20 protein-coding genes are annotated in these 26407 nt (G+C 75.0%); 7 read left to right on the forward strand and 13 right to left on the reverse strand.

The window, feature by feature from the left end; genetic code table 11:
• Nucleotides 1–17: 17 nt before the first annotated feature.
• From ACFO3M_RS10195 to ACFO3M_RS10205, 3 genes are read left to right on the forward strand one after another with little or no spacing between them, the layout of a single operon-like run.
• Nucleotides 18–389 (forward strand): hypothetical protein, encoded by a 372-nt coding sequence (locus ACFO3M_RS10195; RefSeq protein WP_387988472.1) that lies wholly within the window; start codon nucleotides 18–20, stop codon nucleotides 387–389.
• Complete coding sequence (locus ACFO3M_RS10200) at nucleotides 386–2227, forward strand: hypothetical protein (RefSeq protein ID WP_387988473.1); 1842 nt, start codon at nucleotides 386–388, stop codon at nucleotides 2225–2227. Before ACFO3M_RS10195 ends, ACFO3M_RS10200 begins: the two co-directional genes overlap by 4 nt.
• A complete protein-coding gene (locus ACFO3M_RS10205; protein ID WP_387988474.1) occupies nucleotides 2224–2781 on the forward strand; it encodes a serine acetyltransferase in 558 nt (185 codons plus the stop codon). Before ACFO3M_RS10200 ends, ACFO3M_RS10205 begins: the two co-directional genes overlap by 4 nt.
• A 67-nt stretch (nucleotides 2782–2848) precedes the next feature.
• Here ACFO3M_RS10205 and ACFO3M_RS10210 read toward each other — a convergent pair whose 3' ends face one another.
• Together ACFO3M_RS10210 and ACFO3M_RS10215 are read right to left on the reverse strand one after the other, a co-directional pair.
• Entirely contained in the window at nucleotides 2849–3712 is an 864-nt protein-coding gene (locus tag ACFO3M_RS10210; RefSeq protein ID WP_387988475.1) for an endonuclease/exonuclease/phosphatase family protein, read from the reverse strand.
• Nucleotides 3713–3876: 164 nt separating this feature from the next.
• On the reverse strand, nucleotides 3877–4545 hold the full coding sequence (locus ACFO3M_RS10215) for a glycoside hydrolase family 16 protein (protein ID WP_387988476.1): 669 nt from the start codon (nucleotides 4543–4545) through the stop codon (nucleotides 3877–3879).
• A 421-nt stretch (nucleotides 4546–4966) separates the two neighbouring features.
• Between ACFO3M_RS10215 and ACFO3M_RS10220 the strand changes: the two genes are divergently transcribed.
• Nucleotides 4967–6058: a glycoside hydrolase family 16 protein gene (locus ACFO3M_RS10220; protein WP_387988477.1), complete on the forward strand. Its 1092-nt coding sequence runs from the start codon at nucleotides 4967–4969 to the stop codon at nucleotides 6056–6058.
• A gap of 55 nt (nucleotides 6059–6113) precedes the next feature.
• On the opposite strand, the gene ACFO3M_RS10225 is transcribed toward ACFO3M_RS10220, so the two are convergent.
• Nucleotides 6114–7115: a glycosyltransferase family 2 protein gene (locus ACFO3M_RS10225; protein WP_387988478.1), complete on the reverse strand. Its 1002-nt coding sequence runs from the start codon at nucleotides 7113–7115 to the stop codon at nucleotides 6114–6116.
• A 334-nt stretch (nucleotides 7116–7449) separates the two neighbouring features.
• Nucleotides 7450–10230 carry an alpha/beta fold hydrolase gene (locus ACFO3M_RS10230; protein ID WP_387988479.1) on the reverse strand — a complete coding sequence of 927 codons (2781 nt, stop codon included), beginning with the start codon at nucleotides 10228–10230 and terminating at the stop codon, nucleotides 7450–7452.
• Nucleotides 10231–10332: 102 nt separating this feature from the next.
• Between ACFO3M_RS10230 and ACFO3M_RS10235 the strand changes: the two genes are divergently transcribed.
• Together ACFO3M_RS10235 and ACFO3M_RS10240 are read left to right on the forward strand one after the other, a co-directional pair.
• Nucleotides 10333–11046 carry a 4'-phosphopantetheinyl transferase family protein gene (locus tag ACFO3M_RS10235; protein ID WP_387988480.1) on the forward strand — a complete coding sequence of 238 codons (714 nt, stop codon included), beginning with the start codon at nucleotides 10333–10335 and terminating at the stop codon, nucleotides 11044–11046.
• On the forward strand, nucleotides 11043–14009 hold the full coding sequence (locus tag ACFO3M_RS10240; RefSeq protein WP_387988481.1) for an acetoacetate--CoA ligase: 2967 nt from the start codon (nucleotides 11043–11045) through the stop codon (nucleotides 14007–14009). The genes ACFO3M_RS10235 and ACFO3M_RS10240 overlap by 4 nt, the downstream gene beginning before the upstream one ends.
• 113 nt (nucleotides 14010–14122) lie before the next feature.
• Here the strand turns inward: ACFO3M_RS10240 and ACFO3M_RS10245 are convergent, their stop codons facing one another.
• The 5 genes from ACFO3M_RS10245 to ACFO3M_RS10265 all read right to left on the reverse strand — a co-directional run bounded on the left by ACFO3M_RS10245 (nucleotide 14123) and on the right by ACFO3M_RS10265 (nucleotide 21024).
• Nucleotides 14123–14347, reverse strand: a complete 225-nt coding sequence (locus ACFO3M_RS10245) for a hypothetical protein (protein WP_387988482.1) — start codon at nucleotides 14345–14347, stop codon at nucleotides 14123–14125.
• A gap of 255 nt (nucleotides 14348–14602) precedes the next feature.
• Nucleotides 14603–15472, reverse strand: a complete 870-nt coding sequence (locus ACFO3M_RS10250) for a glycosyltransferase family 2 protein (protein WP_387988483.1) — start codon at nucleotides 15470–15472, stop codon at nucleotides 14603–14605.
• A 2236-nt stretch (nucleotides 15473–17708) separates the two neighbouring features.
• Nucleotides 17709–18578 carry a hypothetical protein gene (locus tag ACFO3M_RS10255; RefSeq protein WP_387988484.1) on the reverse strand — a complete coding sequence of 290 codons (870 nt, stop codon included), beginning with the start codon at nucleotides 18576–18578 and terminating at the stop codon, nucleotides 17709–17711.
• 43 nt (nucleotides 18579–18621) lie between these two features.
• A complete protein-coding gene (gene galE / locus ACFO3M_RS10260) occupies nucleotides 18622–19644 on the reverse strand; it encodes a UDP-glucose 4-epimerase GalE (RefSeq protein WP_387988485.1) in 1023 nt (340 codons plus the stop codon).
• A gap of 60 nt (nucleotides 19645–19704) precedes the next feature.
• Entirely contained in the window at nucleotides 19705–21024 is a 1320-nt protein-coding gene (locus tag ACFO3M_RS10265; protein ID WP_387988486.1) for a UDP-glucose dehydrogenase family protein, read from the reverse strand.
• A gap of 133 nt (nucleotides 21025–21157) precedes the next feature.
• On the opposite strand from ACFO3M_RS10265, the gene cysC reads away from it, so the two are divergent.
• Complete coding sequence (gene cysC / locus ACFO3M_RS10270) at nucleotides 21158–22195, forward strand: adenylyl-sulfate kinase (protein WP_387988487.1); 1038 nt, start codon at nucleotides 21158–21160, stop codon at nucleotides 22193–22195.
• Here cysC and ACFO3M_RS10275 read toward each other — a convergent pair.
• The 4 genes from ACFO3M_RS10275 to ACFO3M_RS10290 all read right to left on the reverse strand — a co-directional run bounded on the left by ACFO3M_RS10275 (nucleotide 22176) and on the right by ACFO3M_RS10290 (nucleotide 26399).
• Nucleotides 22176–23021, reverse strand: coding sequence for an SDR family oxidoreductase (locus ACFO3M_RS10275; protein ID WP_387988488.1), 846 nt, complete (start codon nucleotides 23019–23021; stop codon nucleotides 22176–22178). The genes cysC and ACFO3M_RS10275 overlap by 20 nt on opposite strands.
• On the reverse strand, nucleotides 23018–24013 hold the full coding sequence (gene rfbB, locus ACFO3M_RS10280) for a dTDP-glucose 4,6-dehydratase (protein ID WP_387988489.1): 996 nt from the start codon (nucleotides 24011–24013) through the stop codon (nucleotides 23018–23020). Before rfbB ends, ACFO3M_RS10275 begins: the two co-directional genes overlap by 4 nt.
• 124 nt (nucleotides 24014–24137) lie before the next feature.
• Nucleotides 24138–25676 carry a sugar transferase gene (locus ACFO3M_RS10285; protein WP_387988490.1) on the reverse strand — a complete coding sequence of 513 codons (1539 nt, stop codon included), beginning with the start codon at nucleotides 25674–25676 and terminating at the stop codon, nucleotides 24138–24140.
• Between the two features lie 555 nt (nucleotides 25677–26231).
• On the reverse strand, nucleotides 26232–26399 hold the full coding sequence (locus tag ACFO3M_RS10290) for a hypothetical protein (RefSeq protein WP_387988491.1): 168 nt from the start codon (nucleotides 26397–26399) through the stop codon (nucleotides 26232–26234).
• Nucleotides 26400–26407 lie beyond the last annotated feature (8 nt).

A 26407-nucleotide genomic window follows, 5' to 3' on the forward strand; every position in this document is an offset into this window, starting at 1 on the left:
CGACGGGAGTGCCGGACGTGTCCCTCCGGACCGACGAGCGCACCGGCGCCCGGACCCGGACGCTCGTCGCCTGGGCCGGCATCGGCACGTCCGTGGCCTCGGCCCTGGCGGTCGCCGTGGACGCCCCGCAGGCGGTCCGCCTCGTGACCGTGCTCGCCTTCGTCTGCGCGGGTCCCGGCGCGGCCGTCCTGGCCCACGTGCCGACCTCCCGGCAGTCGACGTCGTGGGCGCTGACCGACGTGGTCTCGCTGGCGGTCTGGGGCATCGCCTCCGCGGTCACGGCCTGGCTCGACGTCTGGTCACCGACCACCCTCCTGCTGGTCCTCGCCGCCGGCACCGTCGCGTCCTGCGCGGTCGCGCTGCTCCGGGTGCGGGGGGCCGGCCGATGACCCGCGCCTTCGCCGACGCCGGGACGCCCGACGCCCTCCCCGGCGTCCCCGACGAGAGCGGCCCCCGCCGGGACCGGCCGTCGCTCCTCCGCCGGGCACTGGCGCCCCTGGTGGTCCTCGCCGGCCTGGCCGCGTGGGCGGTGAGCCTCACGCAGGTCGACACCGCGACGCGCTCCGACTACGGCCTGCTGGCCCTGGTCGGTCCGCTGTTCCACGTCGGCCTGGCGCTGGTGTGCGCCGGGTTCGTCGTGGAGCTCTTCGACCAGCGGCGCACCTGGGCGCTGGTCGCCGGGGTGGTCGGTCTCGTGGCGGTCGTCGACGCGACGGTGCCGATCCTCTACACCAACCCCGAGTACGCCTGGACGTACAAGCACCTCGGCGTCGTCGAGTGGTTCCGCGAGGGCAACGGCGTCACCGACCCCCGTGACATCTACCAGCAGTGGCCGGCCCTCTTCACGGCGGTGGCCGCCCTCGGCGAGCTCACCGGCGTCAGCACGCTGACCCTGGCGACCTGGGCCCCGTTCGCCTCCAGCCTGCTGGTGTGCCTGCCCGTCTTCGCCATCGCCCGGACCCTGTCCGAGGACCGCCGGGTGGCGTTCCTGACGGTCTTCCTCTTCCACGCGGGACTGTGGGTGGGTACCGCCTACCTGTCGCCGCAGGCGTACGCCTTCCACCTGAGCCTGGGCTGCGTGCTGGTGGTGCTCACCTGGCTGCGCCGGACCCCGACGGAGTGGCGCCGCGGGCCGTCGCGGCTGCGGCGGCTCAAGGCCTGGTCGGTGCGGGGTGCGGAGCCGGTGCCACCGGTGTCGCGGAGGAGCCGGTGGGTCGCCCTGGCCCTCCTGTACGGGCTCTTCACCGCCGTCACCATCGCCCACCAGCTGTCGCCGTACATGCTGGTCGTGGCCTTCGTGCTCCTCACGGTGCTGGGGACGGTCCGGCCCCGCTGGACGGTGCTCGGGTGTCTGCTCATCGCCGTCGCCTACCTGCTCCCGCGCTTCGACTTCATCAACAGCGCCTACGGCCTGCTCGACAGCCTGCGGTTCTGGGAGAACGCCGGCGGCGTCGTGACGACGACGACCGGGAGCGCCGGCCAGGTGTTCACGAGCACCGTCGCCTCCGCGCTCGCGCTCGGCGTCTGGCTCGCCGGCGCCGTCGCCGTGCTGGCGTCCTGGCGCAGGCCCGGCCGGGTGCTCGTGCCCGCCGCCCTGGCGTTCGCGCCGTTCCTCATCCTGCTCGGGCAGAGCTACGGCGGCGAGGCCATCTACCGCGTCTACCTGTTCTCCCTGCCCTTCACCGCCTTCCTGATCGCCCAGGCGGTGGTGCGCATCCGGTGGAGGCGCGTCGTCGCCCCGGCGCTGGCCGTCGTCCTGGTCGCCGTCTCGCTGGCCAGCATCCAGGGGCTGCACGGCACCCTGGCCTGGTCGACCTTCTCGGAGGACGAGGTGGAGGCCATGGAGTGGATCTACGACAACGGCGAACCGGGCCGCACGCTGGTCATCGCGGCCCAGAACGCGCCCGGGCGCCTCACGGCCGACTACAACGCCTTCGGGGTGCCGTCCTCCGGCGGCGACCCGGACCTCGTCACGTTCGCCGGCCTGGGCGGGGAGCTGCTCGACGAGGGCGGGCTGCCCGCGGTCGAGGAGTTCATGGCGACCCAGGGCGAGCGGCCGTACCTGGTCGTCACCCGCAGCATGATCGCGTACGCCCAGTACTACGGCCTGGTGACCGACGGTTCCTTCCAGCGGCTCGAGGAGGCCGTCACGGGCGCGCCGGGGTGGACCACCGTCTACGAGAACGACGACGCGTTGATCGTCCGCTTCGACGGCGTCCAGCCGTGAGCGACGCCGTCCCCGGCGGGGGGTTCCTCCGCTGGGCGACGCAGGACTGGAAGGCCAACGCCGGCTACCCGGACTCGCAGCTGCTGCTCGTGGCGTTCCGCACCGCGCAGTGGGCGGTGCGGCGGTGGGGCCTCCCCGGGAGGGCCCTGGCCTTCGGCTACTCGCTGTTCACCTCGCTGTTCGTGGGCGTCGAGCTCCCGCCCGGACTCGAGGTGGGACCCCGGCTGCGCGTCTTCCACCCGCACGGCATCGTGCTCAACCCCGGTGTGCGCCTGGGCGCCGACTGCGTGCTCCGGCAGCACGTCACGATCGGGAACGTGGTCCGGCGGGACGGCTCGGAGAAGGGCGTCGCCAGCGCCGGGGACGACGTGGAGTTCGGGGCCGGGTGCGTCGTCGTCGGCGCCGTGCACGTCGGCTCGCACGCGCGGGTCGGCGCGCTGTCCCTGGTCCTGCGGGACGTCCCCGAGTGGGGCGTCGTCCTCGGCGTCCCCGCCGAGCTGGTCCGCGTGGACGACCCGGGCTACCGGCGGCCCGAGGCCGCGTCGGAGGTCTGAGGACCGTCGCGCAGCCGGGACCGCGCCCGCCGGCGGCCCCGGTCGGCCGGCCTCGCCGCCGCGCGGGTCACCCCGCGGGGAGGGTGACGGTGGTCAGCACCCCCCGGTGGTCGGAACCGGGGACGGTCACCGTGCGCAGGTCCCGTGCACCGGCGCCGCGCACCAGGACGTGGTCGATGCCGATGACCGGGGGGATCGCCGCGCCGGCCGGGAAGGTCGCCGTCCACCGGGCACCGAGCTGCTCTGCCGCGTCCCGGTACCCGTCCTGCAGCAACCCGCGGAACTGGGCGTTGCCCCACGTCGCGTTGAAGTCGCCGCCGACGAGGACGGCGGAGTCGTGCTCGTCGGCCTCCTGGCCGAGCCGCTGCAGCAGGGCAGGGAGCTTGGCCAGGTCGCGGACCCAGTCGTCGGCCGCCTGCGGCCACGGGCCGGCTGCGTGGACCCCGAGCACGGTGGGGCCGGGCTGTCCGTCGGCCAGGCCGACCCGGGCCGACACCGCGGGGAAGGTCAGCTCGTCGTGGCGTGTCTCGTCGGTCAGCGGGGAACGGCTCCACAGCCCGATCCCGTCCGCGCCGGGGGCGGCCAGGACGACGCTGTGCGGCAGGAGCTCGTCGAGGCCCGCCGCCTCGAGCTGCCGGCGCAGCGACGGGGTCAGCTCCTGGAGGGACACGACGTCCGCGCCGGAGCGCTCCACGAGGGCCACCAGGCCCTCCGCGTCGGCCTCGCCCAGCCTCACGTTCGCCGTCAGCAGCGTCAGCGGCTGCCCGCCGGGCGCCTCCACCGGGTCGCCCGCGTACGTGGGGGCGACGGCGGCGACGGCGGCGACGGTCAGTGCGGCGGCCAGGCCGGCTCCGATCCACCGCCGGCCGGCGACCAGCAGCGCGGCGGACACGGGGGCGAGGGCCAGGAGGTGGGTGGAGAAGGCGCTCAACGCGACCAGGAGACTGCTGCCGGAGAGGTGGTGGTGCGCGGCGAGGCCGATGCCCGCCGACAGCCCGGCGAGGGCACCGGCCAGGCCCGCGACGCGACGGGCGCGCCGACGCCCGCAGGGACGCCTGGCCGCACCCGGTCCACCCGGCACGGCCTCCCCGGGAGTCAGCGGTACATCCGGACCCAGTCCACGTAGAGGCTCACCGTCTCCGGGGTCGTCGCGTCCGGAGCGGGGATCCACGTGCCCTGAGGTCCCACGTCGAGCTGGATCGCCAGGTGCATCGGGCCGTGCGGGATGGCGGCCGGCTCCGTGGTCCGGAAGACCTGCTCGCCGTCGATGTAGACGGTGATGCTGTCCGGCTGCCAGTCGACCGCGTAGTTGTGCCACTGGGTGAAGTCACCGGTCACCGTGCTGTCGATCCGCTGGTCGTCGGCGCCGTAGTGGACGGTCGTGTGGTTGACCCCCCGGTCGCCCGCGACGATCTCCATCACGTCGATCTCGCCGTCGATCGGCCAGTTGTCCGAGTCCGGCCACAGGAGGATGGCCGGCGCGTAACCCGTGCCCTCCTCGACCCTGGCCCGGAACTCCCACCTGCCGTAGGTGGTGGCCGGCTCGCCGTGCCACGCGAGGCCACCGGAGTACTGCTGCCAGGCGGTGATCACCAGTGAGCCCTGGCGGAGCGAGACCGCATCCGGGCTGCGGACCCCGATGCCGTTGGCGCCCAGGCTCCCGTAGAGCCGCCAGTCGGTGAGGTCCAGCTGCGCGCCGTCGAACTCGTCGCCGTCGAACTGCTGCCAGCCGAGACGTTCGGCTGCGGTCGACGCGAGGGGCACCCCGTCGTTCAGGCCGGGCGCCGGAGCCTCAGTGCCGTCCGTGCTGCAGGACGCCAGGAGACCCAGCACGGTGGTGGCGGCGAGCCAGCCACCCATCCGGCTGCGGAGGGCGTGGCGGGGCCGGCCGGTCCGGGCGTGCGACCCGGCGGCTCGAGCGTGCGACGGCATGGTCAGTCCAGGATACGGGCCCGGACAGGCGAGATCAGCGGATGTGGTGGACGCAACCGGATCGGAGGACGGGCGGGCCCGGGTGGTCGTCGTGGCCGGCCTCGGTCGACGGGGCGCGTGTGACCAGTGGTGCGCAGGGGGCCTGGGAGAGACGAACCGGTCCCCATCGCCTGTGCACTCTTCACATCGCACCGTGTCGACATATTTACTCAGAGCCATGTCGTCACACCGTGCATCCGGCCGACCGCGCGACGTGAGGAGGCGCCTCGCCATCCGCCTCATCGCCCTGACGGCCGCCTTCACGGCCGCCAGCAGCCTCGTCGCCCTGTCACTGGAGGCGCCGGAGGACGCCGCGGCCGCCGGTCCGCTGGCCGAGGCCGCCTCCTGGTGGAACTCCTGGGGCCACGGCGACACCTCGCAGCGCCGGCTCCGGAACGAGGTCCCCCGCGACACCCGGCGGTCCGGCCCCCCTGCGCCGGCGGTCACGCCGACCACGCCGCCGACCACTCCGGCCGCCGTGCCTCCGCCGGCCGCCGTACCGCCGCCGGCCACCGCGCCCACGCCGTCCGCCACTGCGTCCACCTCCCCGGTGCCGCAGGCCACGCCCCCGTCCTCCACCGCGCCCCAGCCGGCCGCCGTGCCGCCGGCGTCGACGACGACGAGCGGGGCGAGCACCCCGACTCCCACGGGTGACGTCACCGGGTGGCGGCAGGTCTTCTCCGACGGCTTCGACGGCTCGACGCTTGGCCCGCAGTGGCGCACCTACTCCGGCCAGCCCGGTGGGTCCCCGTACGGGACCTGGTCACCCTCCCAGGTCCAGGTGAGCGGCGGCTTCCTCCAGCTGCGCAACGAGCTGCTGAACGGCCAGTGGGTCAGCGGCGGCCTGGCCAGCCGGATCGGTCAGACCTACGGCAAGTGGGAGATGCGGTTCCGCATCGACGCCGGCGACGAGATCAAGTACGCCGCCCTGCTCTGGCCGGACGGCCCGAACTGGCCGCCGGAGATCGACTTCGCCGAGGACGCCGGCGGCAACCGCAGCGGCACGACGGCGACACTGCACCACGGCGGGGACGACGCGATGGTCGGTGAGCGGGTCGCCGTCGACCTGACGCAGTGGCACACCATGGGCGTCGAGTGGTCCCCCGGCCGCCTCGTCTACACCCTCGACGGCCGGCCGTGGGCGACGACGGTCCACCAGGGCGTGCCGAGCGAGCCGATGCACCTGGCGATCCAGACCCAGCCGGGCGGCTGCCAGGGCGGTGGCGGCGCCTTCGGCTGCGGCGTGGGCAACCCGCGGACGACGACCATGCAGGTCGACTGGGTCACGATCTACGCGCCGGCCTGACCCGGGACCGGGCGCCGGTGACCACCCCCTGGGGCGGTCACCGGCGCCGCCGTCGTCAGGCGCCGGCCCGGACCGCGCCGGTCCGGCCGACGGCGTACCCCGAGGCAGCGGCCAGCAGGCCCACCCCGGCCGTGGCGGCACGGGCCAGACCCCACCCGTCCCCGCGGAGGAACCGGCGCAGGTCACGCCACACGCCGCGGGGGATGGCCCCCAGCACGTGACCACGCTCCTCCCCGAGCGCGCTCCCCTGGTCCAGGGCGGCCATCGCGGCCTTGCCGCGCCCCTCCGAGTGGCACCGGCGGACGAAGTAGCTCCAGCTCGCCCGGGCGGCGGGGACGTCGTGGACGATCTCGGCCTCCGGGACGTACAGCCAGGACCGGCCGGTCACGGCGGCCGCGCGGATGCAGAACTCCGTGTCCTCCGGGCTGGAGGCGGCCCCCAGCTTCCCGAAGCCGTCGCGGAAGCCCCCGACCCGGGCGAAGTCCTCACGCCAGACGGCCATGCTCTCGCTCCACACGTTGCGCACCTCGCTGCGCCCGGTCGGCATCCCCTCGTAGGACGCGCCCACGACCCAGAGGAACTCCGGCGGGAACCAGCGGGGCACGACGCCCCCGGGCCAGTCCGCCTCGACCCGCCCCCCGACGCCGACGGCCCCGGGGGTCTCCTCCAGCCCGCGGACGAGGTTGGTCAGCCAGGTGCGTGCCGCGCGCGTGTCGTCGTCCAGGAAGGCGACGACGTCGCCCCGTGCGGCCCTCGCCCCGGCGTTCCGGGTACCGGAGGCGCCGCGCGAGGTGGTGTTGGGGACGACGCGGACCTCGGGGAACGCGCGTCGGACCCGGTCCAGCAGCGCGGGGGCGTGGTCGACGGCGACGACGACCTCGAGCGGGCGCCGGTCCTGCTCGAGCGCCGACCGGACGGCGGCGGTGATCCCCGCCCACCGCGCCTCGGTGTAGCAGGCGATGACCACCGAGACCGTCGGCTCGGCGGGGCGCTCCTCCGCCGGGTGCGCCACGGCGACCACCGACTCGCAGGCCGACGGGGATGGCAGGTTCGGCACGGGCGTCCTCCGCAGTGCTCAGAGCTCGGCGTCCGGGGAGGTGCAGGGCTCCTGCGACCTCCCGGACCCGAACGGGGCCGGCGTCACGCGCGGGACGGGGACGTCCCGCGTGCGGTGATCGGCGACGACCGCTCTGTCGCTGCGCGAGCACTCCCCCACGCGTCCGCTCCGACCACGGCGAGGATGTTGCCCAGTGAAACTGTGACACACCTGTGAGATCGCCGCGACGTGACCGCGATCATGGACCGGCCGTCCGTCACGGCCGGCAAGACGACGCCGGACGGTGTCCGTGTGGACACCGTCCGGCGGATCGGCCCCGGGACGAGGGGCGCGGTCAGGGAGCCGTGGTGAAGCCCTGCGCGATCTGCTCCACGAACGGCGACCGCAGGAGCGAGTTGTGCTCGCCGGACAGGGTGGTCATCCGGACGTCCCCGACCAGCAGCTGCCGCCAGACGACGAGACTCGCCTCGTTGAGGTGGCTGACGTAGACGTCGACGCGGCCGTCCCACGGCTGCGGGCGGTGCAGGAGCGACACCCGGACACCCAGTTCCAGCATGCCCTCCATGCGCGCGCCCGACGGGGGCAGTGCCCCGGCCGCGAGCGCCAGGACACGGCGCCGCCACAGCTCACGCGTCGTCTTCGGCGCGCCGTACTTGTCGTCCCCGGGCAGGGGGGCCACCGCGGGGTGCTCCCCGTTCGCCGTCGCCTCCGGGGACCAGGCCTGCTCGACCAGCCGCTGCGGCAGGACGGTGTCGATGAGGGTCACCGAGGCGACCTCCTCGCCCGCGGCGGCCAGCCGCCGCGCGACCTGCAGGGCGACGAGACCCCCCATGGAGTGCCCGACCAGCCGGTACGGCCCGTGCGGCTGGATCTCCCGCAGTCGGCGGAGGTGCCGGCGCGCCGCCATGCCGATCGAGTAGTCGGGCAGCCCCCACTCCTCGAAGCCGTGCGGCTGGAAGGCGTACACGGGCTGGTCCTCGCCGAGGGCCTCGGTCAGGGGCAGGAAGGCCTGGCCCCCGGCCCCGGCGCCCGCGAAGCACACCACCGGCGGGCGCGAGCCCGTCTGCCGCAGCGCCACGACGCTGGCGTGCCGGCGCCGGGTCCCGGCCCGCGCGCCACCGTCGGCACCCGCCCGGGACCGGGACACGACCGCCGCCAGCTGGCGCACCGTCGCGTTCTCGGCCACGTCCCCCGAGGTCAGCACGACACCGTGCTCCTCGCCGAGGCGGGTCAGCATCTCCTCGACGCTCAGCGAGTCACCGCCCAGGGCGGTGAAGGTCTCGTCCCGGCCGACGCCGGAGCGGTGCAGGACGGACTCGAACAGCCCGGCCACGACCTTCTCCCAGTGCCCCTGGGGCGGCTCGGGATCGTGCCGGGCGGGAGCGGGGAGCGCCGCGCGGTCGACCTTGCCGCGCTCGTTGCGCGGCATCTCGTCCAGCAGCACCAGCTCGGCGGGGACCATCCAGCTCGGCAGCAGCGCGACGAGGTCGCGACGCAGCTGCGCCGGCGAGGGGGTGCGCTGGTCGCTGTTGGGCGCGACGTAGCCGACGAGCCCGGTGCCGGTGCCGTTCTTCACCGCGACGACGGCCGCGTCCGCCACCCCGGTCAGACCGCGCAGCGCCGCCTCGACCTCGGAGGGCTCGACGAGGTAGCCGTTGACCTTCACCGCGTCGTCGGTGCGGCCCAGCTGGTGCAGGACGCCGCGCTCGTCGTAGCGGCCCCGGTCGCCCGTGCGGAACGTGGCCCGGCCGTCCTCGGCGCGGCCGAACGGGCCGTCCACGCCACCGGCCAGGTATCCCCCCAGGTGGGGACCGAGGACGAGCAGCGTGCCGACCTCGCCGCGCGGGACCGCACGACCGTCCTCGCCGAGGACCTGGATCTCCTTCCCCTCGACCACGTGTCCCGCGGGGACCGGGCCGTCGCCCACCGGGTCGGTGGGCAGGAGGGGCCCGAACGTCAGCTGCCCCGTCTCGGAGGAGCCGAGGTGGTTCGCGATGGTGATCGCACCGAGGCGCTCGCGGGCCGCCCGCACGTCGCGCCCGTGCAGCGCCTCGCCCGCGGTGACCACCAGCCGGAGGTCGTCCAGGCGTTGTCCCGGCGACAGCGCACCGGTCAGCGCACGCAGGAGGGACGGCGTCATCGACAGGACCGTGACCCCCTGCTGCCGCAGGAAGGCGGGGAGGCCTCGCATGCCACGGTCCCGGGGGTCGTAGACGTGCAGGCTCGCCCCGTTGAGCAGGGCGCCGAAGACGGCGTGCTCACCGAGGGCGAAGGACGGCGGCAGGACGAGCCCGAGCCGCTCCCCCGCCGTCAGGCCCATGAGCCGGCCGGTGGTGGCAGCCTCCGCGACGACGAACGCCTGGCCGTGGACGACCCCCTTCGGCCGGCCGGTCGACCCGGAGGTGAAGACGATGGTCGCCGGGCTGTCCGGCCCCGGCTCCACGGCGGGCTCCCCGTCGGCCGCCGCGGCGTCCTCCGGGCCCGGCAGGGCGATGAGGGCGTCCAGGTCCGTCAGGGCCGGGAAGGTCCCGACCTCCGCGGCACGCGCCGCGAGCCGGCCCTCGGCCACGGCGAGCGCCGCTCCGGCCATCTCCTGGATCTGCTGGAGACGCCCCGTCGGCAGCTGCGGGTCCAGGACGACCAGCGGCCTGCCGGTGAGCACCACACCGAACATGGCGACCACGAGCTCCGGGGTCGGGGTCGCGAGGACCGCCACCGGCGCATCCGGCGCAGCGCCCGACGGCAGGAGGGAGCGGATCCGGTGGGCGGCGGCCCGCGCACGGGAACCGAGCTCCGCGAAGCTCATGCTCGAGTCGGGTCCGGACAGCGCGGTCGCAGTGCCCCGCTGGGCCACCACCGCCTCGAAGACGGGGGCCACGCTGCCTGTGCGGCGGGCTGGGCCGGTCACGGGCGAACCGGACGCAGGGGCAGACATGTACACCGTTCCTTCTGCGTGTCTGGACTCGACGACGGTAGCGGCCGGCGCCGTCAGGTCGTACCTCGGTCCTCCGATCGTGTTCCGTCGTCCTCGCGCCGCCCAGAGGCGCGTCCCCGGGGTCATCCATCGGGGTGAGTGCGCGTCCCGCAGGGGCACCGCGGCTCGTCGGGAGCCCATGATCGGTGGTCAGCGGCCGGACCGTCCTCTTGGCAGTGGTCGGGCCAGCCACTAGCTTGACGTCCCCTGACGGTGGGTGGACGAAGCCACACACGGAGCGTGATGGTCATTCGGTTGGTCCGCGGTGCGTCCGCCCGCCCCGACGTCGCCTCCGGCCCCGCACCCGTCGTCCTGCGCGTGATCGACCTCGCCGATCCCCGGTGGGACGTCGCGGCGGAGGCCGGGTGCCTCGACGACGTCGAGCGGGCGCGGGCCGAGCGTGGCACGGCCGCCGTGCGGAGGAGACGTGTCCTGGTCCGGGCCTGCCTGCGACGGGTGCTGGGCGACCTGCTCGGCACGGGACCGGCCGGCGTCCCGCTGCGGTCCGACGACGGCCGGCCCTTCCTCCCCGGTGACCCCCTGCGCTTCTCCTGCTCCGCCAGCGAGGACCTCGCCCTGGTCGCCGTGGCGCGCCGCGGTCTGGTGGGCGTGGACGTGCAGCGCCACCGCCCCGAGGAGGTCCGCGACGCCGCGGACGAGGACTGGTTGGCCGAGACCGAACGGGTCCGGCTCCGCGCACTCCGGGACGAGGACCGGCCGGAGGCCGTCACACGCGCGTGGACGCAGAAGGAGGCCGTGGTCAAGGCCAGGGGAACCGGCATCCGGCGGTCGCCCGTTGACCTCGCGACGCCGGTCGCCGACCGCGGGCAGGTCGGTGGCCTGCACGTCTCCCCGGTGCCGGTCCGACCCGGCTACGTCGCCAGCCTGGCGACGAGTGTCCCGCTGGACCCGGACGTGATCAGCCCTGTGGCCCTGACGCCAGGAGGTAGGAGATGACGGAGCTCGGCACCGCACCGGACGAGGTGCGCGCGCCGGCACCGGTGCACCAGGTCGCGGACTTCAGGACCCGCTGCGAGTCCGTGGCCGGCCGCCGGCTCCCCACCGCCACGGCGCTGCACCAGTGGTCGGTGGCCTCGTACCGGGACTTCTGGCGCACCTTCCTCGACTGGGCGGACCTGGCCTGGGAGGGGTCCGCGGACACGGTGAGCACGTCGGACGACGTGTGGACCGCCCGCTTCTTCCCGGACGTCCGGCTGAACTACGCCGAGAACCTGCTGCGCCCGCTCGCCGGCGTCGACGACGCGTCGCCGGCGCTCACCTCCGTGCACGGGGACGGCTCGTCCGAACAGCTCTCCCGGTCGGACCTGCGCGCGCTGGTCCGCCGGACCTCGCGCGCCCTGGCCGACGCCGGTGTACGTGCCGGGGACACGGTGGCCGCGATCTCCGCCAACAACGCGCGGATCGTCGTCGCCGGGCTCGCCGTGGCGGGTCTCGGGGCCGCACTGTCGACCGCCACCCCCGACATGGGCGTCAGCAGCCTGCTGGGGCGGTTCGGCCAGGTCGGCGCCACCACGCTGCTGGTCGACCGCTCGAGCCTCGGTGGCGGTGAGAGGCCCGCCGACGAGGTGCTGCGGGAGGTCGTGTCGGCGCTGCCGGCGACCCGCCGGGTGATCCTGCTCGACGACGGGCCGCTGCCCGAGGCGGCCGGGCTCCCCGTGAGCCGCCTGACCGACCTCGTGTCGGCGGTGCCGGCCGACGACCCCGGGCCGGACTGGCCGCGGATGGCCTTCGACGACCCGCTCTGGGTCCTCTTCTCCTCGGGTACCACCGGACCGCCGAAGGCGATGGTGCACGGGATCGGGGGCTCGCTCCTCGAGCACGTCAAGGAGCACCGCCTCCACGTCGACCTCCGCCCGACCGACGTCCTGTACTTCCACACCACCACGGCGTGGATGATGTGGAACTGGCAGCTGTCGGCTCTGTCGGTCGGCGCGCACGTCGTCCTCTACGACGGCCCGATCAGCGGCCCGGAGACGCTCTGGCGCCTGGCGGCGCGGTACGGGGTGACCGTCCTCGGCACCAGCCCCGCCTACCTGCAGCTGTGCCAGGACGAGGGCTACGTCCCGCGGGCCGACGTCGACGTCAGTGCCATCCGTGCCGTGCTGTCCACCGGGGCGGTCCTGCACGACTGGCAGTTCGCCTGGGTCGCCGAGAACGTCGGCCCCGTGCCGCTGCAGTCGATCTCGGGCGGTACGGACATCGTCGGCTGCTTCGTGCTCGGCCACCCGGAGGTCCCGGTGCGTCCGGGTCGCTGCCAGTCGCTCAGCCTGGGCCTGGACGTGGCCGCTCTGGACGACCACGAGCGCCCGGTCCTCGACGAGGTCGGCGAGCTGGTCTGCCGCAACCCCTTCCCGTCGCGGCCGGTCCGCTTCCTGCAGGACCCCGACGGGGAGCGCTTCCGGACCGCGTACTTCACACAGCACCCCGGCACGTGGACCCACGGCGACCGCATCGAGATCGCCGGGGACGGCTCCTCGCGGCTCCACGGTCGATCGGACGGCGTCCTCAACGTCAACGGGATCCGCATCGGCCCCTCGGAGGTCTACACGATCGTCCGCGCGGTGCCCGGCGTCGCCGACGCGATCGCCGTCGAGACCGACGACCCCGCCGCCCCGGGGAGCAGCCGCATGGTGCTGCTCGTCGTGCTGCAGCAGGGCACGGAGCTCGACGACGAGCTGAGCCGGCACATCCGGGCGAGACTGCGCCGGGAGGGGTCACCCGCGCACGTGCCGTCGGTGATCCTGGCGGTCGACGAGATCCCGCTGACCCACAACGGCAAGCGGTCGGAGAGCGCGGCGCGGGCCGTGCTCCAGGGCCAGCCGGTCCGCAACCTGTCGGCGCTGAAGAACCCGCGGTCGCTGGAGTCGATCGGCGCGGCGGCCCGGCGTGCCGAGGAGGCCGCGACCGCCGCAGCCGTCCCGGACGGGGACGACGACGTCCACGCCGTCGTGGCGCGGGTGTTCGCCGAGGTGCTCGGCGGCCCGGTGGCCGACGACGTCCACTTCTCCGACGCCGGTGGCACCTCGCGCCAGGCGATGACGCTGATGCGGCGCCTGCGGATGGAACTGCACCGCCCGGTGCTCCTGGAGGACTTCCTGGTCGACCCGTCCGTGCGCGGTGTGACCAAGGCCGTCACCACCGGGGCCACGGCCCACTCCCGGTGCGAGGTGCTGCGCCGCGGCGATCCGGACGTCACCCCGCTCGTCCTCGTGCACGGCTATCTCGGGGACGTCGACATCTACCGCACCCTGGTGGACGCGCTGCAGACCTCGGCCTCGGTCTACGGCCTGACGTCCGATCCCCGGATCGCCGCGACCGAGGGGATCACCATCGAGGAGATCGCCACCCCGCTGGTGGCCACCGTCCAGGAGACGGTCCCCGAGGGGGACGTCCGGCTGGCCGGCTACTCGTTCGGGGGCCTGGTCGCCTACGAGATGGCGCGGCAGCTCACCGCAGCCGGCCGGACGGTCACCTTCCTCGGCCTGCTCGACACCGAGCCGCCCTTCGACCACCTGTCCCGGTTCTCCCGCGCCCTGCGGACCGTGGCGTGGTGGATAGCGCTCCTGGTGCCCGGCATGGTCGAGGACACGGTGCTGGGGGTGCTGCGCCGGCGCTTCGGCCGGACGGTGACGCCCCTGGACGAGGAGAAGCAGACGTTCGCAGCCGCCTACCGGGTGTTCAACGCCTACCGGCTCGAGCCGTACGCCGGGCCGGTCACGTACTTCCGCGCACGCTTCCGGGTGCCGGTGATCGCGAACCTGCTGTACGTGTGGCGCCGGGTCGCGCCGGACCTCCGGGTCGTCTCCATCCCCGGCTCCCACCACGTCCTGCTCAGTGGGGAGCACACGCCCGAGCTGGCGGCGCGCATGGACGCCGCGCTGCGGGAGTCGACGCGCTGACGGTGCCTGGCGTGCCGGGGTCGCCGCGCTGACGGCGCCCGGCGTGCCGGGCCGACGGCGGCTCGCGCCGCCTGGCCGGCGGGGCGGTCAGCCGACCGTCCGCCGGACGGTGCTCAGCGGGCGCCGAGGAGCCGGGCGAGGAGCGAGCGGCGGTACCGGTCGCAGTCGCAGAGCGCACAGTCGGTGCCGCGGCGGTAGTGCTGGTGCGCCTGCCGGCCGTGGCCGCAGTCGCTGCAGGTCGCCACGCCGGCGCTCGGGGCGGGGGCGGGCGCCGGCCGGACCTCGGGCTGGGCGAGCGCGGTGTTGCCGGTGAACTCGGCGCGGCGAGCGGGCTCCATGGTCGACCTCCTGGGGCTGCGGGCCCCCGGTGGGCCGTGCACCGACCTGAGCCTAGGGCTCCGCTTCGCAATCGCCTAGTCACGCACCGTTCCGAATGGCCAGGTGGCGCAGCCGCCTCACTCGTCACGGTGATCGGCGTAGCGACGGCACGTCGGGGTGGACCTGACGACGAGACCGTGGGCTCCTCCCCGCCGACAGCGCTGTCGGCGGGGCCTCCGGACGACCTGGGCTCGCCCCCGTCGCCGGGGGCACGGTCACGCCGTCTGCTCAGCTCCGCGCGACCCGGCCTCGCTCAGGCGCTGCGCCGGCAGCGCGATGGGCGCCACCGGGACGCGGCGGCCCTTGCCGTTGCACCGCTCGACGGCCAGCGCGCGCAGCACCCGGAAGCCGTCCCGCCAGGTGTTGAGGTTGCTGGTCCCGTGCAGTCGCGGGTGCTCGTAGCTGGGCACCTCGGTGATCTGCATACCGGCCTTGGCCATGCGGGTGTTGATGATCGTCTCGATCTCGAAGCCGTCCCCCCACAGCTTGACGTCACCGTGCTCCGTGCCGGGGTCCAGGTCGAGGGACGAGAGGCAGTGCGTCCAGAACGCGTTGTAGCCGTAGCAGAGGTCGGTGTAGCGCGTGCCGAACAGGACGTTCGCGGCGCGGTTGAGCCACCGGTTGCCCCAGGCCCGCGTCCGGGTGATGTCCGAGCTGCCGCCGTCGCCGGCGAAGCGGGTGCCCTTGGCGAAGTCCGCGCCGGCGGTGAGCGCGGCGACGAAACGCTCGATCTCCTGCCCGTCGGCCGAACCGTCGGCGTCGAGCATGACGACGATGTCGCCCGTGACGGCCGCGAAGCCGCACGCCATCGCGTTGCCCTTGCCGTGGCGGTTCTGCCGGACGATCCGGACGTCGGGCCGGAGCGCCCGGGCCACCTCGATCGTGTCGTCGACGCTGTGCCCGTCGACGACGATCACCTCGTGCAGGCCGGCGGGGAGGCGCGAGAAGACGTGCGGGAGGTTCCGCGCCTCGTTGTAGGTCGGGATGACGACGCTCACCCGCGGCACGGCGGTGCGGACGGGGACGTGGTGGATGCGGGCCTGCGTCGGGATGCGGACGTCCGTGTGGCTCTGGGTCTCTGTCATGTCTCAGCTCTCGTGGCTGGTGGGCTGTCTCTGGGCACTGGGCCGCGGCCTCGTCCGGGACGCCGGGGACCACGACGGGTCCGCGAGGCGGTGCGCACAGGGCGCGGGAGGAGGCGGGCCGAGGTGTGGTGCCGGCTGGCGCCGGAGCTCGACCACAGGAGCGGCGGGTCGGGCGACCTGCCGCGCGTGCCTCAGTCGGGAGACGAGCCAGGGTCGTCGGCGCGGGGGGAGACCGGGTCGACGTCGGAACCGTGCGGGAGACCCGCCGCCGACGGGGAGGGGGCCGGGAGGCTCCCGCCGAGGACGGCGAGGTCCTGCGCGGACCCACCGTGCTGCCCGCCACCCGGGACGTAGCTGCCGGCGGTCCCCGTGCCGCAGGAGCCGGTGGGCGCGAGGGGCACCGGGGGCGGCAGCGGAGCCGGCACGGGCGGCGGAGGAGGACTGAGGGGAGCCTCGGCCGGGAGCGCGGACGCGGGCGCGGGGGTCGCCTCGAGGGTGGGCACCGGAGGACTCACGGCCGTGCCGCCCGCGTGGGAGGTCTTCTCCGCGGCGTCTCGCGCGCTCTGCTCGGACGCCATCGCACTCCGGCTGCCGCCGTCGTCGTCGCTGCGAGCAGGGACGGACTCAGCCGTCTCCGGCGTCACGACACGCTCGCCGGCGTCACAGGCCGGGTGGGTGACGGCGTGCGTGACCGCCTTGTCCGCGGGAGCGGCCTCCTCCACGGCCTCGGCCTCGGGACCGGCCTCGGGACCGGCGGCCTCGGGCTCCGTGGTCCCGCTCGTCGCCTGCCCGTCCTCGGCCGGCGCGGTCGCGGGCTGCGCACCGGTGCCGGTGGTCGCGGTGCCGGTGGTCGTCGTGCCGGTGGTCGTCGTGCCGGTGGTCGCGGTGCCGGTCGTCGTGCCGGTGGTCGGGGTGCCGGTCGTCGGCGTGGCGGTGGTCGGGGTGCCGGTCGTCGGGGTCGACGCGTCCGTGGCCGGCGTGCCCGTACCGGGCGAGGCCGGCGTACCGGTGGCCGGCGTCCCGGCATCCGCGCCCGGCGTCGCCGGCACTGGCGGCGAGACAGGAGCCGGGGACGGCTGTGACGCCGGCGGCTGCGCCGACTCGACCGGAGCGGGCGGCTCGACGGGCGGGACCGGGGTGGTCGGCTCGGGCGGCGTCACCGGGACCGGCGGAGCCGCGGTCTCGGCAGGCGGGGGCGCGGTGACGGGCGGCGTCTCGACCGGCTGCTCGACAGGACCGGTGCCGGTGTCCTCCGCCTCGCCGTCGTCCTCCGCCTCGTCGTGGTCCTCCCAGGAGCCGGCGTACCCGTCCGCTCCACGGTGGGTGTGGTCGGCGGACAGTCCCTCGTCAGCGCGTGCGGCTCCGGCCAGGACCCCGAGGACCACCGTGGCACCCACGAGGAACACGAGGAGCACGAGGACGCGGACGAGGAGCGGACGGCGCGTGCGACGGTCGGCCACGTCCGGAACGGGCACCGCGACGGAGCCGAGCGCTCCCGCGGAGTGTCCGTTCGCCAGCACGCTGCCCTCCTCGCGGCCACAGCGCGCCGGTCGCGACGTGGCAGGGGCAGCGAGCTCCGGGCCCGCGGACACCCCGGAGGCGACCTTCCCCGGCAGATCGTCCGGCGTCCATCAGATCGAGCGACGGCCTTCCGACCCACCAGGCGTGTCTCACTCTCCGTAGCGGTCTCCCTCTCCTGGGGAGTGAGTCATCCGCCCGCCATGCACCGCGTATTCACCCGGGAGAGGGAACGCTCACCCTCGACCGCGGCGGAACCACCGGTGACGCCGGTAGGTACGGCAGTCGCACAGCGCGCAGTCGCTGCCCCGGCGGTGGTGCTCGTGTGCCGTCCGCCCGTGACCGCAGGTGCAGGGCAGGCCCATCGGGGCGGGGGGCTCCTCGACGGCACGCAGGTGACGCCGCGTCACGGACCCGGCGTCGTCTGGGGGCAGGCCGCGCGGACTCGGCAGTGGTCCCTCACCCGGAGCATGCACCGCGCGCCCTTCCGACGCCCCCCGCAGCAGTGGCGTCCTGGTGAGCCCAGATGGTACGGCGGCGAACGCCCTGCGCAACCCGCTGATGCGCGGGCTCGCGCAGCCGGCGTGGCCAGGAGCCGTCGGGTGCACGCTGCGTCACGCCGACGTCGCCGACCGGGTGGAGCTCCCGGTCCTCCCCACGGGCCGGTCGTCGGGCGCCCGGTGCTGGCCGGGCCGTCCAGGGGGCCGAGCTCCGGGTCTCAGTCCTGCGGGGCGGGCACCCGCTGGGCGGGCGCCTCGAGCGACAGCGCGTCGTCGCGGCGGCGCAGCCAGGCCGCCGGCAGCACCAGCCGCGGCGCGACACCGACGAGCACCGCGACCAGCACGGCGACGGCGGACAGCGCCTCGCCGGACTCCTCGACGAACGTCGCCATGGCGGACCACTGGGCGCCGACCCATCCCGAGACGGCGGACAGCCCCACCGAGGCGACGGCGTACAGGCAGAGGGTGGTCAGCACGCGGCGCCGGTCGCGGCGCTCGGCGCGGCTGATGAACGCGAGGACGGCGAGGACCGCCCCGGCGAGCAGCACGCTCACGACGACGGCGCCCACCGGCGAGACGACCGAGGACAGCGCCTGCATGCCGGTGACGTGCACGGTGCTGCCGGCCTTGACCACCGCGATCCCGCCGGCCACCGCGCCGACGGCCAGCCACCAGGTGCGGCGGCCGGGGTTTCGCGCCGCGCCCGCGACCGCGGCGAGGGAGGCGGCGGCGAAGAGGGCGGCCACGTACATGCGCGGCAGCGAGTACGGGGCGTCCATGGACAGCACCCGGGACACCTGGCCGGTCGTGCCCTGCAGGCGCAGCGTGTAGCCGACCGCCTCGAGCGCCACGGCGAGGGCGGCCAGTCCGACCCCGACCGGCGGCAGCGGCACGCGCCGGCGGGCCGGGCGGACGGCGGCCCGCGCGGCGGCCGGGGAGCCGCCGAGCGCCGCGGTGGTCAGCGGCTCCCCGACCCCGGTGCCCGGCGAGCGGCGGTCGGCCAGCCGGATGCCCCGGCCCAGGACGACGCCGAGCGCGACGGCGACGACCACCCACGCGGCGAGCCCGCCGACGATCCACGTCCACACGTGCGTGACATCGGCAGGTCCGGGCCCGGACGTGACAGTCCGGTCACACCACGGGGGCGGGTGGGACGGGTGCGCTCACCCGGACGGATGAGACGTCGCGGATGCTCGTCCAGCCCTCCCAGGCCGAGGAGACCATGTCCCGGACGTCGTGCCGCGCCGTCCAGCCCAGTGCCGCCCGGATCCGGTCGGCCGAGGCGACCACCCGGGCCGGGTCACCGGCGCGCGGCGGGACGACGACCGGCTCGGACCACGCCTCCCCCGCCGTGCCGGTGACCTCGCGGATGACCCCCACCATCTCCCGGACCGAGACGCCCTCGCCGCGGCCGACGTTGGCCGTCAGCGCGGTCACCCGGCCGTCGGCGAGGCCGCGGGCGGCGGCCACGTGGGCGGTGGCGATGTCGGCGACGTGCACGAAGTCGCGGATGCAGGTGCCGTCCGGGGTGTCGTGCGTGTCGCCGAAGACGAGCGGGGGCTGCCCGTCCTGGAGCCGCTGGAAGACCATCGGGACCAGGTTAGAGACACCGCGGTCGGTGAGCGCGGGCGCCGCCGTGCCGGCGACGTTGAAGTAGCGCAGGCTCGCGTAGCGGAGGCCGGTGGCGGCCGCGACGTCGGCGACCATCCGCTCGCCGACCAGCTTCGTCGTCCCGTAGGGGTTCACCGGGCGGCAGCCGGTGTCCTCGCCGACGAGGTCGACGTCGGGCATGCCGTAGACGGCGGCGCTCGAGGAGAAGAGGAACCGGTCGATGCCGGCGCCAGTCGCCTCCTCGAGCAGCACGCGCAGGCCCTCGACGTTCTCGCGGTAGTAGTGCAGCGGGCGGCGGACGGACTCCTCGACCTGCTTCTTGGCCGCCACGTGCACGACGCCGGTGACGCCGTGCTCCCGCAGCGTGCGGGCGACGAGCGGCCCGTCGAGGACGCTGCCGACGACGAGGGGGACGTCGGGGACGCGGTCGGTGTCGCCGGTGGAGAGGTCGTCGAGCACGACCACCCGCTCCCCCGCCGCACGCATGGCGAGGACGACGTGCGCGCCGATGTAGCCGGCCCCGCCGGTCACCAGCCAGGTCATCGGCGCAGGCTAACCGTCGACCCCCGTCCTGGGGACCGCTGCGAGCGCGAGGGTCCTTCCTCAGCCGGCGCGACGGCCCAGGGCGCGGTAGGTCCAGCCGGCCGAGGTCCAGGCCTCGCGGTCCAGGGCGTTGCGCCCGTCGAGGACCCGCTTCTGCCGGACGTGCTGCCCGAAGGCGACCGGGTCCAGCTCGCGGTACTGGCGCCACTCGGTGAGCACCAGCACCGCGTCGGCACCGGCCGCGGCCTCCTCCGGGGTGCTCGTGTAGTCCAGGTGCGGCCACTCGCGCCGGCTGTTCTCGATCGCCGCCGGGTCGGTGACCCGGACGACGGCGCCCTGCAGCTGCAGCTGCTGGGCCACGTTGAGCGCCGGGGAGTCGCGGATGTCGTCGCTGTCGGGCTTGAACGCCGCACCCAGCACCGCCACCTTCTTGCCGAGCAGCGACCCGTCGAGCACCTCACGGGCCAGCTCCACCATGCGGATCCGGCGACGCATGTTGATGTTGTCGACCTCGCGCAGGAACGTCAGGGCCTGGTCGGCGCCGAGCTCGCCGGCGCGGGCCATGAACGCCCGGATGTCCTTGGGCAGGCAGCCACCGCCGAAGCCGAGACCGGCGTTGAGGAACTTGCGCCCGATCCGGTCGTCGTAGCCGATCGCATCGGCCAGCAGCTTCACGTCCGCGCCGGTGGCCTCACAGAGTTCGGCCATCGCGTTGATGAAGCTGATCTTCGTGGCCAGGAAGCTGTTGGCCGCGGTCTTCACCATCTCGGCGGTGGCGTAGTCGGTGGTCACCTTCGGCGTCCCGCGGGCGACGATCGGCGCGTAGACCTCGTCGAGCAGCCGCTCGGCGGCCTCGCCGTAGCCGTCGGCGGGCAGGCCGTAGACCAGCCGGTCGGGGTGCAGGGTGTCCTCCACCGCGAACCCCTCGCGGAGGAACTCCGGGTTCCAGGCGACGAGGGCGCCGGGCACCTTCCCGTCGACCAGCTCGGCGAGGCGTGCGGCGGTCCCGACCGGGACGGTCGACTTGCCCGCCAGCAGTTCGCCGGGCTGCAGGACCTCGAGCAGGGACTCGACGGCGGCGTCGACATAGCGCAGGTCGGCCCCGTACTCACCGTGCTTCTGCGGGGTCCCGACGCAGAGGAAGTGCACCTGGGCGCCGGTGGCGTCAGCCATGTCGGTCGAGAACGACAGCCGACCGGTCCCCAGCGTGCGCTGCAGCAGGTCCTCGAAACCGGGCTCGTAGAACGGCGCCCGGGCGTCGCGGAGCGCCGCCACCTTGCGCTCGTCGACGTCGATGCCGACCACCTCGTGACCGATCTCGGCCATCGAGGCCGCGTGGACCGCGCCCAGGTAGCCGCAGCCGATGACCGCGATCCGCACTGCTTCCTCCCCGTGTGCCGACACTTCGACACCGGAGTGCACCACGTCAACCCGCCGGGTGCCCAGCGATGGCGGCACGTCGGCCCATCAGGTGACCGTCGCCGCTGGTTCCACACCCGGGCAGGATGACGCCATGCCCGACGCCCGCGCCCGCCTCGACGACGCCCAGGTCGCCGCGGTGGCCCGCTATCGCGCGGGCCTCGCCCCGCGCCCCGACCTGCCGCCCGCCGAGGAGTACGAGGACGCGCAGGGCGTGCTGGTCGCGACGGCGGCCGACGGCGACCTGACCGTCGTCGAGGTGCCGCGCTGGGAGCCGCCGTCCGCGGTGGTCGAGCGGCTGCACGACGAGGGCTGGACCGACACCGTGGCCTGGGTGGGCCCGCCGCCGGACGACGTCGCGGAGCTGCCGCAGCGGCTGCTCGCGCTGTTGCCCGCGGCCGGCCTGCCCCCCGACTCCGCGGCGCTGTCGTCCGCCGCTGCCGCCTGGGCGGCCGTCTGCGAGGGCGGTCGGGACGTGATCGTGGTGCCGGTGCCGGTCAGCCCGGACGCGCCGGAGGCCGGGCCGGAGGAGCTCGCTGCCGCCCACGGCGCCTCGCTCCTCGGCAGCCGCCCGTGGTCGGGGACGGCGCGCACGGGCGGCACGGTGGTGTTCTGCACCGGCCTGTCCGGGGCCGGGAAGTCGACGATCGCCGCGCGGCTGGTGGAGCTGCTCATCGAGGCCGGCCGCACGGTGACGCTCCTGGACGGCGACGAGGTGCGGCACCACCTCTCCGCCGGGCTCGGGTTCTCCAAGGCCGACCGGGACACCAACGTCCGGCGGATCGGCTGGGTGGCCGCGCAGATCGCCAAGCACGGCGGCATCGCCGTCTGCGCGCCGATCGCGCCCTACGCCGAGGTGCGCGCGGACGTCCGCCGCGAGGTCGAGGCGCAGGCCGGGCCGGGCAGCTTCGTCCTCGTGCACGTGGCGACGTCGCTGGCCGACTGCGAGGCCCGCGACCGCAAGGGCCTGTACGCCCGGGCGCGCCGCGGCGAGATCCCCGCCTTCACCGGCATCAGTGACCCCTACGAGACCCCCAGCGACGCCGAGGTCACCGTGGAGACCGCCGGGCGCGACGTCGACGAGTGCGCCCGGCAGGTGCTCGCTGCGGTGCTCAGCCGTCCAGGCTCTTGAGGTACGCCTCGACGGCGGTGCGCCAGTCCCGCGGCCGGAAGCCGGTCGCCTCCAGCCGGGTCAGGTCCAGCACGCTGTTGAGCGGCCGCGGCGCGAGGCCTGGCTTGTCGGCCGTGTACTCGGCGGTGCTCACCCGCCGGACGTCGTGCGGGTCGCGGCCGCGGGCGGCGAAGACGACCTCCGCGACGTCGGCCCACGACGCCGGCTCGCCCCCGCAGGTGACGTTGAAGGTGCCCCTCGCCCCGCGGTCGACGAGGTGCGCGACGGCGTCGGCGAGGTGGTCGGCGAGCGTGGGCCGGCCGACCTGGTCGGCGACGACGGACGGGCTGATGCCCCGGTCGGCGAGGCCGGCCATCGTCCGCACGAAGTTCCGCCCCTCCCCCACCACCCAGGTGGTGCGCAGCAGCAGGTGCCGGTCGAGCGCGGTGACCAGCGCGTCGCCGTCGGCCTTGCTCCGCCCGTAGACGCTCAGCGGGTGCACCGGCGCGTCCTCCGGGATCGGCCCCGGGTGTCCGCCGTCGAAGACGTACTCGGTGGAGAAGTGCACGAGCAGGAACCCGTGAGTGCGCGCCGCGTCGGCGAGGGCGCCGACGCCGTCGACGTTGACCGCCCGCACGGCGGCGAGGTTCGCCGGGTCCTCCGCGGCGTCGACGGCGGTCCAGGCGGCGGCGTTGACGACCACGTCGACGCCGGACCAGTCGTGCTCGGCGACGGCCGCGGGGTCGCCGACGTCGAGGCCCGCCCGGGTCAGCGCGACCGCCCCGGGGAGCCGACGGGTCAGTGCCCGGCCGACCTGCCCGCCGGCGCCGAGGACGACCGTCGTCACTGGCCGCGGGCGGCGTAGGCCGCCTCCACGCGCTCCTTCTGCGGACCCCACCAGTCCTCGTTGTCCCGGTACCACTGGATCGTCGCGGCCAGTCCGTCGCGGAAGTCGGTGTAGCGCGGCCGCCAGCCCAGCTCCTCGCGCAGCTCGGTGGCGTCGATGGCGTAGCGCAGGTCGTGCCCGGCCCGGTCGGGAACCGAGTCGAAGGCGTCGGCCGGCTGGCCCATCAGCTCGAGGATCGTGGCGAGGACGGTGCGGTTGTCCACCTCGCCGTCGGCGCCGATGAGGTAGGTGCGGCCGATCCGGCCGCGCTCCAGGATCTCGTGGACGGCGGCGTTGTGGTCGTCGACGTGGATCCAGTCGCGCACGTTGTGGCCGGCGCCGTAGAGCCGCGGCCGGCGGCCGGCGAGCACGTTGGTGATCTGCCGCGGGATGAACTTCTCGACGTGCTGGTAGGGCCCGTAGTTGTTCGAGCAGTTGGAGATCGTCGCCTGCACGCCGTAGGAGCGCACCCACGCGCGCACCAGCAGGTCGGAGGCCGCCTTCGTCGACGAGTAGGGGCTCGACGGGTTGTACGGCGTCTCGGGGGTGAACTTCGCCGGGTCGTCGAGCTCGAGGTCGCCGTAGACCTCGTCGGTGGAGACGTGGTGGAACCGGACGCCGTGCCGGCGCACCGCCTCGAGCAGCGTGTACGTGCCGACCACGTTGGTCTGCACGAACGGCGCCGGGTCGGCCAGCGAGTTGTCGTTGTGGCTCTCCGCGGCGAAGTGGACGACGGCGTCGCTGTCGCGGACCAGGTCGTCGACGAGCGCGGCGTCGGTGATCGACCCGTGGACGAAGCCGATCGCGTCCTTGACGCCGGCCAATGAGGCCTCGTTGCCCGCGTAGGTGAGGGCGTCGAGGACGGTGACGTCGTACTGCGGGAAGCGCTCGACGGTCTGGTGGACGAAGTTGGCGCCGATGAAGCCGGCGCCACCGGTCACGAGCAGACGCACGGGTGGTCCTCCTGCGGGGGCGGGGTCGCGGCCGCCTCCGGGACGGCCGGGGTCATCCTCCCCCGCGGTCGGGCGTCCTGGGTCGCGGGGCCCGTCCCGCGCCCCCCGCAGGGAGGAGCGGACGTCAGTAGGCGCCGGAGCGGCGCAGGACCGCACGGACGGTGCGCCAGAGGATGGCCAGGTCCAGGCCCAAGGACCAGTTCTCCACGTACCGGACGTCGAGCTCCACCGACTCGTCCCACGTGAGGTCCGAGCGGCCGCTGACCTGCCACAGGCCGGTGATGCCGGGCTTGACCAGCAACCGGCGGTGCATGTCGGCGCCGTACTGCTCGACCTCACGGGTCACGTGCGGGCGCGGCCCGACCAGGGACATGTCGCCCTTGAGCACGTTGACCAGCTGCGGCAGCTCGTCCAGCGAGAACGACCGCAGGAAGCCGCCGACGCGGGTGACCCGCGGGTCCCGGCGCATCTTGAACTGCACGTCGTTGCCCTCGTTGAGCACCAGCAGGGCCTCGATGCGCGAGTCGGCGTCGACGACCATGCTGCGGAACTTGAGCAGGTCGAACTCCCGGCCGCGCTTGCCGATGCGCCGGTGCCGGTAGAGGGCCGGGCCGCGGCTGGTGGCGCGGACGGCGACCGCGATGGCGACGAGGAACGGCGCGAACACGACCAGGAGCACGCCCGCGACGGCGCGGTCGACCAGGGACTTGGCCAGCCGGCGGCCGCCGCGGAACTCCGGTTCCTGCACCTGGATGAGCGGGACGGTCGACGTCGGCCGGACCTGCAGCCGGTTGGAGGCGACCTCCACCAGTCCCGGGCCGACGAGGACCTCGACGTTGGTCCCCTCGAGGCGCCAGGTCAGGTCGCGCAGGTACTCCCCCGCGGTCTCGCTGGCCGAGGCCACCACGACGGCGTCGGCGCGGGCGTCGTCGACGGCGCGGACGGCACCGGCCAGGGTGCCGATCACCGGGACCCCCTCCGCCCGGACGGCGAGGGCCTCCTCCGGCCGCGGCACGCAGGCGCCGACGACCCGCAGGCCGGCGGTCGCGTCCCGCCGCAGCCGGCGGACCAGGTCGGCCACGGCGACGTCGCGGCCGAGGACGACGACCCGCTTGGTCATGAGGCCGCGGCGGCGCGCCGCGTGCAGCCGCCGCCGGTTGAGCAGCCGGCCCAGCAGCGTGGCGAGCACGGTGGTGGGCGCCGCCACGAGCAGGAGCCGGTCGAGCGAGGTCGACGGCAGCAGCGCGGCAGCGGCGCCGAGCGCGGTCGTCGCCAGCAGGCCCGCGGTGAGGACGCGGCGGTACTCGTCGTCGCCGGTGCCGAGGCGGCGCTCGGCGTAGGTGCCGGCGCCGGCGAGCAGGACGAGCCACCCCAGGCCGAGCAGGACGGGGCCGGCCGCGGAGGCGGGGGCGGCACCGGACGGGAGCGGGACCGCGAGCGCCAGGCCCGCGGCGACCGCGAGCAGGTCACCGGCGATCAGCGCGACCGTGTAGGACACCAGCCACTCGGGCGTCCGGCGGCGCCGCGCGGAGAACGGGTCGTAGACGGGACGGTCGAGCAGCGGTCCGGGGACGCGCTCCTCGACGCCGGTCAGCGACAGGGTCCGCACCGGCCGCGGCGCATCGTCGCCCGGCGCCGGCGGCACGGTGGTGCTGGCGGTCACGCTGTCTCCCTCGTCTGTCGTAGTCAGGTGCACGCGCAGCGTCGGCACCCGGTAGCCGGGACGGAAGGCCAGACGGAGGCGGACCCGGGTCGCACGGGCCATTTCCACCCCGCGGGGGGAGACCTGCGGACAGCGGTGACCGTGCGTCGCGAGCGCGACCGGTCGAGCAGCCGACGGGTCACACGGTGGTCGTGGGATCGCTGTGGCAGCGATCGGGCCCGGCGACACCGGCGCCCGGACCTTTCGGCAGCATCTGCCCGCGTGGCCTGGCCGGTCAGACCCCCGCGTCCCCGCACCAAGGAGGGTTGACCGCCGTCCTCCTCGTTGCGCTGATCTGGCCGGCCGTGGCGATCGCCGTCGCCCTCGGGCTGAAGTAGGTCGTCCGGCCGGCGGACCGCCGGCAGCTGCCTGGAGGCAGGGACCTGCGCCGGGAGCTCGACTCCGTCTGGCCGACCTCGAGGCCGACCTCCGCGCCGTTGCCGGTCCGACGAGGCTCTGAGCGACCCCGACGCCACCGCCCGGTCGGACGACGGCTGACCCGGCGTCCGAGGATCCTCAGAGGCCGGGCCGGACCCGACCGCAGCGGCAGGCGTAGAGGCTGACGCCGCTGAAGGAGTCCTCCCCGACCCAGCGGAAGCGGTGCCAGAGGTGGCGCCGCCGCGCCGCCGCCGGGACGTCGGGACGCCACTCACCCGGACGGACGGGGCCCTGCGGCGCGGACACCCGCCCAT

Source organism: Geodermatophilus arenarius, from assembly GCF_042654585.1.
GTDB classification, from domain to species: Bacteria; Actinomycetota; Actinomycetes; order Mycobacteriales; family Geodermatophilaceae; genus Geodermatophilus; species Geodermatophilus arenarius.

Excerpts from the sequence above, each read along its gene's own strand:
- ACFO3M_RS10200 (WP_387988473.1), top strand. The coding sequence starts at position 386 with ATGACCCGCGCCTTCGCCGACGCCGGGACGCCCGACGCCCTCCCCGGC.
- ACFO3M_RS10230 (WP_387988479.1), bottom strand. The coding sequence starts at position 10,230 with ATGGGCTCCCGACGAGCCGCGGTGCCCCTGCGGGACGCGCACTCACCC.
- ACFO3M_RS10235 (WP_387988480.1), top strand. The coding sequence starts at position 10,333 with ATGGTCATTCGGTTGGTCCGCGGTGCGTCCGCCCGCCCCGACGTCGCC.
- ACFO3M_RS10240 (WP_387988481.1), top strand. The coding sequence starts at position 11,043 with ATGACGGAGCTCGGCACCGCACCGGACGAGGTGCGCGCGCCGGCACCG.
- ACFO3M_RS10245 (WP_387988482.1), bottom strand. The coding sequence starts at position 14,347 with ATGGAGCCCGCTCGCCGCGCCGAGTTCACCGGCAACACCGCGCTCGCC.
- ACFO3M_RS10250 (WP_387988483.1), bottom strand. The coding sequence starts at position 15,472 with ATGACAGAGACCCAGAGCCACACGGACGTCCGCATCCCGACGCAGGCC.
- galE (WP_387988485.1), bottom strand. The coding sequence starts at position 19,644 with ATGACCTGGCTGGTGACCGGCGGGGCCGGCTACATCGGCGCGCACGTC.
- cysC (WP_387988487.1), top strand. The coding sequence starts at position 21,158 with ATGCCCGACGCCCGCGCCCGCCTCGACGACGCCCAGGTCGCCGCGGTG.